Source organism: Granulicatella sp. zg-ZJ, assembly GCF_010892355.1.
Lineage (GTDB): Bacteria > Bacillota > Bacilli > Lactobacillales > Aerococcaceae > WM01.
Genome location: NZ_WNJY01000048.1, coordinates 1 through 5,214 on the forward strand (window position 1 = coordinate 1; position 5,214 = coordinate 5,214).

1 tRNA gene and 3 rRNA genes are annotated in these 5,214 nt (G+C 50.1%); all 4 read left to right on the plus strand.

The window, feature by feature from the left end:
* Positions 1–267: 267 nt before the first annotated feature.
* The 4 genes from GMA11_RS08920 to rrf all read left to right on the plus strand — a co-directional run bounded on the left by GMA11_RS08920 (position 268) and on the right by rrf (position 5,209).
* A 16S ribosomal RNA gene (locus GMA11_RS08920) occupies positions 268–1,819 on the plus strand.
* Positions 1,820–1,895: 76 nt separating this feature from the next.
* Positions 1,896–1,968: transfer RNA gene (locus GMA11_RS08925), tRNA-Ala, on the plus strand.
* 122 nt (positions 1,969–2,090) lie between these two features.
* Positions 2,091–5,008 (plus strand): 23S ribosomal RNA (locus GMA11_RS08930).
* Positions 5,009–5,093: 85 nt separating this feature from the next.
* A 5S ribosomal RNA gene (rrf, locus tag GMA11_RS08935) occupies positions 5,094–5,209 on the plus strand.
* Together the 16S, 23S and 5S rRNA genes with 1 tRNA gene alongside form the textbook arrangement of a ribosomal RNA operon.
* The last annotated feature ends 5 nt before the right edge of the window (positions 5,210–5,214 follow it).

The window sequence follows — 5,214 nt, forward strand, 5'->3', positions numbered from 1 at the left end:
TGACGGGGGAAATAAAAAAGTTTGAAAAAAAAGAAAAAAAGTTTGAAAAAGGTGTTGACAAAAAAAAGGTGTGTTGGTATGATGTATAAGTCGTCGCAAGGGACGACAAAACGACTGAAAACAGTCGACACAGCCCTTTGAAAACTAAACAAAGACAAACCAAATGTGTAGGGACAACATCCAATGGATGTGTCAAAACAAAAACAATAAATCTGGATGGAAACATCCAAAGATAAGTCAGCAAAAAAGAGCTTAAAAACTTTTATATTTAATGAGAGTTTGATCCTGGCTCAGGACAAACGCTGGCGGCGTGCCTAATACATGCAAGTCGAGCGGAGCTTAGAAGATGCTTGCATTTTCTAAGTTTAGCGGCGGACGGGTGAGTAACACGTGGGTAACCTGCCCATCAGATAGGGATAACAGTCGGAAACGACTGCTAATACCCAATAGGCTTGTGTATCGCATGATACACAAGGGAAAGACGGTGTAAGCTGTCGCTGATGGATGGACCCGCGGCGTATTAGCTAGTTGGTGAGGTAACGGCTCACCAAGGCCATGATACGTAGCCGACCTGAGAGGGTGATCGGCCACATTGGGACTGAGACACGGCCCAAACTCCTACGGGAGGCAGCAGTAGGGAATCTTCGGCAATGGACGAAAGTCTGACCGAGCAACGCCGCGTGAGTGAAGAAGGTTTTCGGATCGTAAAACTCTGTTGTTAGAAAAGAACACCTTTTAGAGTAACTGCTAAGAGATTGACGGTATCTAACCAGAAAGCCACGGCTAACTACGTGCCAGCAGCCGCGGTAATACGTAGGTGGCAAGCGTTGTCCGGATTTATTGGGCGTAAAGCGAGAGCAGGCGGTTCCTTAAGTCTGATGTGAAAGCCCACGGCTCAACCGTGGAGGGTCATTGGAAACTGGGGGACTTGAGTGCAGAAGAGGAGAGTGGAATTCCATGTGTAGCGGTGGAATGCGTAGATATATGGAGGAACACCAGTGGCGAAGGCGACTCTCTGGTCTGTAACTGACGCTGAGTCTCGAAAGCGTGGGGAGCAAACAGGATTAGATACCCTGGTAGTCCACGCCGTAAACGATGAGTGCTAAGTGTTGGGAGGTTTCCACCTTTCAGTGCTGTAGTTAACGCATTAAGCACTCCGCCTGGGGAGTACGACCGCAAGGTTGAAACTCAAAGGAATTGACGGGGACCCGCACAAGCGGTGGAGCATGTGGTTTAATTCGAAGCAACGCGAAGAACCTTACCAAGTCTTGACATCCTTTGACCACTCTAGAGATAGAGAATTCCCTTTGGGGACAAAGTGACAGGTGGTGCATGGTTGTCGTCAGCTCGTGTCGTGAGATGTTGGGTTAAGTCCCGCAACGAGCGCAACCCTTATGATTAGTTGCCAGCATTCAGTTGGGCACTCTAATCAGACTGCCGGTGACAAACCGGAGGAAGGTGGGGATGACGTCAAATCATCATGCCCCTTATGACTTGGGCTACACACGTGCTACAATGGACGGTACAACGAGCAGCGAACTCGCGAGGGTAAGCGAATCTCTTAAAGCCGTTCTCAGTTCGGATTGTAGGCTGCAACTCGCCTACATGAAGCCGGAATCGCTAGTAATCGCAAATCAGCACGTTGCGGTGAATACGTTCCCGGGTCTTGTACACACCGCCCGTCACACCACGAGAGTTTGTAACACCCGAAGCCGGTGGGGTAACCGTAAGGAGCTAGCCGTCTAAGGTGGGATAGATGATTGGGGTGAAGTCGTAACAAGGTAGCCGTATCGGAAGGTGCGGCTGGATCACCTCCTTTCTAAGGAAAAGAAGGAAAGCACAATAGGGGCGTCTTGTTTAGTTTTGAGAGGGTTGAAAGACCTAATCAAGAGGTTGGGGGATTAGCTCAGCTGGGAGAGCGCCTGCTTTGCACGCAGGAGGTCAGCGGTTCGATCCCGCTATTCTCCATAGAGTACGGTAGTACTCGAAGAAGACCTTTGACAACTGAATACATAGAAAACAAACCAAGAAAATTTTACCGAGAAGAGTTTTTTAAAAGAGAATCGCAACATACAGGGAAATGTATGGTAGGTTAAGTAAATAAGGGCGCACGGTGAATGCCTTGGCACTAGGAGCCGAAGAAGGACGGGACGAACACCGAAATGCTTTGGGGAGCTGTAAGTAAGCAATGATCCAGAGATATCCGAATGGGGGAACCCACTATCCGTAATGGGATAGTATCCATTAGTGAATACATAGCTAATGAGAAGGTAGACGCAGGGAACTGAAACATCTCATTACCTGCAGGAAGAGAAAGAAAAATCGATTTCCTGAGTAGCGGCGAGCGAAACGGAAGGAGCCCAAACCAGTCAGCATGCTGATTGGGGTTGTAGGACTACGATGTGAGAGTGAGTTTTATAGACGAATGGCGTGGGAACGTCAGCCAAAGAGAGTGAAAGCCTCGTAGTCGAAATGGAATGAGCCTCTAGTAGCATCCTGAGTACGGCGGGACACGAGGAATCCCGTTGGAATCCGCCAGGACCATCTGGCAAGGCTAAATACTCCCTAGTGACCGATAGTGAACAAGTACCGTGAGGGAAAGGTGAAAAGCACCCCGGGAGGGGAGTGAAAGAGAACCTGAAACCGTGTGCTTACAAGTAGTTAGAGCCCGTTTATGGGTGATAGCGTACCTTTTGTAGAATGGACCGGCGAGTTACGATAGCGTGCGAGGTTAAGTTGAAGAGACGGAGCCGAAGCGAAAGCGAGTCTGAATAGGGCGAGATAGTACGTTGTCGTAGACCCGAAACCAAGTGACCTACCCATGTCCAGGTTGAAGGTGTGGTAAGACACACTGGAGGACCGAACCAGGGCACGTTGAAAAGTGCTTGGATGAGGTGTGGGTAGCGGAGAAATTCCAATCGAACTTGGAGATAGCTGGTTCTCTCCGAAATAGCTTTAGGGCTAGCCTCGTTGTGAGAATCCTGGAGGTAGAGCACTGTTTGGACTAGGGGCCCATCTCGGGTTACCGAATTCAGATAAACTCCGAATGCCAGAGATTTATAAACGGGAGTCAGACTGCGAGTGATAAGATCCGTAGTCGAAAGGGAAACAGCCCAGACCACCAGCTAAGGTCCCAAAGTGTCTGTTAAGTGGAAAAGGATGTGGGATTGCTTAAACAACTAGGATGTTGGCTTAGAAGCAGCCACCATTTAAAGAGTGCGTAATAGCTCACTAGTCGAGTGATCCTGCGCCGAAAATGTACCGGGGCTAAACAGACCACCGAAGCTGTGGATTGACGTGAAGAGCGTCAGTGGTAGGAGAGCGTTCTAAGGGCGAAGAAGCCATACCGTAAGGAGTGGTGGAGCGTTTAGAAGTGAGAATGCCGGTATGAGTAGCGAAAGACGGGTGAGAATCCCGTCCACCGAATAACTAAGGTTTCCTGGGGAAGGCTCGTCCTCCCAGGGTTAGTCGGGACCTAAGGCGAGGCCGATAGGCGTAGTCGATGGATAACAGGTTGATATTCCTGTACTTGTCACAACTGATTGAGTGATGGAGGGACGCAGGAGGTTGAAAGAGTCCACTGATGGAATAGTGAGATCTAAGCAACGAGTTTGAAGATGAGTAAAATGCTTGTCTTTATAAGAATGAGTTGTGATGGGGGCTTGAAAGGAAACGAGTAGAGTCTATCTTATCAATCACACTGCCAAGAAAAGCTTCTAGCGAGGCTGTGACAACCCGTACCGCAAACCGACACAGGTAGTTGAGGAGAGAATCCTAAGGTGAGCGAGCGAACTCTCGTTAAGGAACTCGGCAAAATGACCCCGTAACTTCGGGAGAAGGGGTGCTGATGGAAGCATCAGCCGCAGTGAATAGGCCCAAGCGACTGTTTATCAAAAACACAGGTCTCTGCAAAATCGAAAGATGACGTATAGGGGCTGACGCCTGCCCGGTGCTGGAAGGTTAAGAGGAGTGCTTAGCGCAAGCGAAGGTATGAATTGAAGCCCCAGTAAACGGCGGCCGTAACTATAACGGTCCTAAGGTAGCGAAATTCCTTGTCGGGTAAGTTCCGACCCGCACGAAAGGCGTAACGATTTGGGCACTGTCTCAACGAGAGGCTCGGTGAAATTATAGTACCTGTGAAGATGCAGGTTACCCGCGACAGGACGGAAAGACCCCATGGAGCTTTACTGCAGTTTGATATTGAGTGTTTGTGTGACATGTACAGGATAGGTAGGAGCCTAAGAGGTGGGGACGTCAGTTTCCAAGGAGGCGCTGGTGGGATACTACCCTTGTGACATGAACCCTCTAACCCGAGTCATGAAGACGTGACTGGAGACAGTGTCAGATGGGCAGTTTGACTGGGGCGGTCGCCTCCTAAAGAGTAACGGAGGCGCCCAAAGGTTCCCTCAGAATGGTTGGAAATCATTCGAAGAGTGTAAAGGCAGAAGGGAGCTTGACTGCGAGACGGACAGGTCGAGCAGGGACGAAAGTCGGGCTTAGTGATCCGGTGGTACCGTATGGAAGGGCCATCGCTCAACGGATAAAAGCTACCCTGGGGATAACAGGCTTATCTCCCCCAAGAGTTCACATCGACGGGGAGGTTTGGCACCTCGATGTCGGCTCGTCGCATCCTGGGGCTGAAGTCGGTCCCAAGGGTTGGGCTGTTCGCCCATTAAAGCGGCACGCGAGCTGGGTTCAGAACGTCGTGAGACAGTTCGGTCCCTATCCGTCGCGGGCGTAGGAAATTTGAGAGGAGCTGTCCTTAGTACGAGAGGACCGGGATGGACACACCGCTGGTGTACCAGTTGTTCTGCCAAGGGCATCGCTGGGTAGCTATGTGTGGACGGGATAAACGCTGAAAGCATCTAAGCGTGAAGCCCCCCTCGAGATGAGATTTCCCATCTGAGAAGAGTAAGACCCCTGAGAGACGAACAGGTAGATAGGCTAGGAGTGGAAGTGCTGTGAGGCATGGAGCGGACTAGTACTAATCGGTCGAGGACTTAACCAAAAGAGCAGATGTGGTAAGAGGAAGGGTAAGTGGCTATGTATTCAGTTGTGAGAGGTTTGAAAGAACTTTTCTAAAAGCGAGAAAGTGTGGTAATGATGGCAAGAAGGACACACCTGTCACCATGTCGAACACAGAAGTTAAGCTTCTTAGCGCCGAGGGTAGTTGGGGCATTGCCCCTGTGAGAGTAGGACGTTGCCACGCTTTTG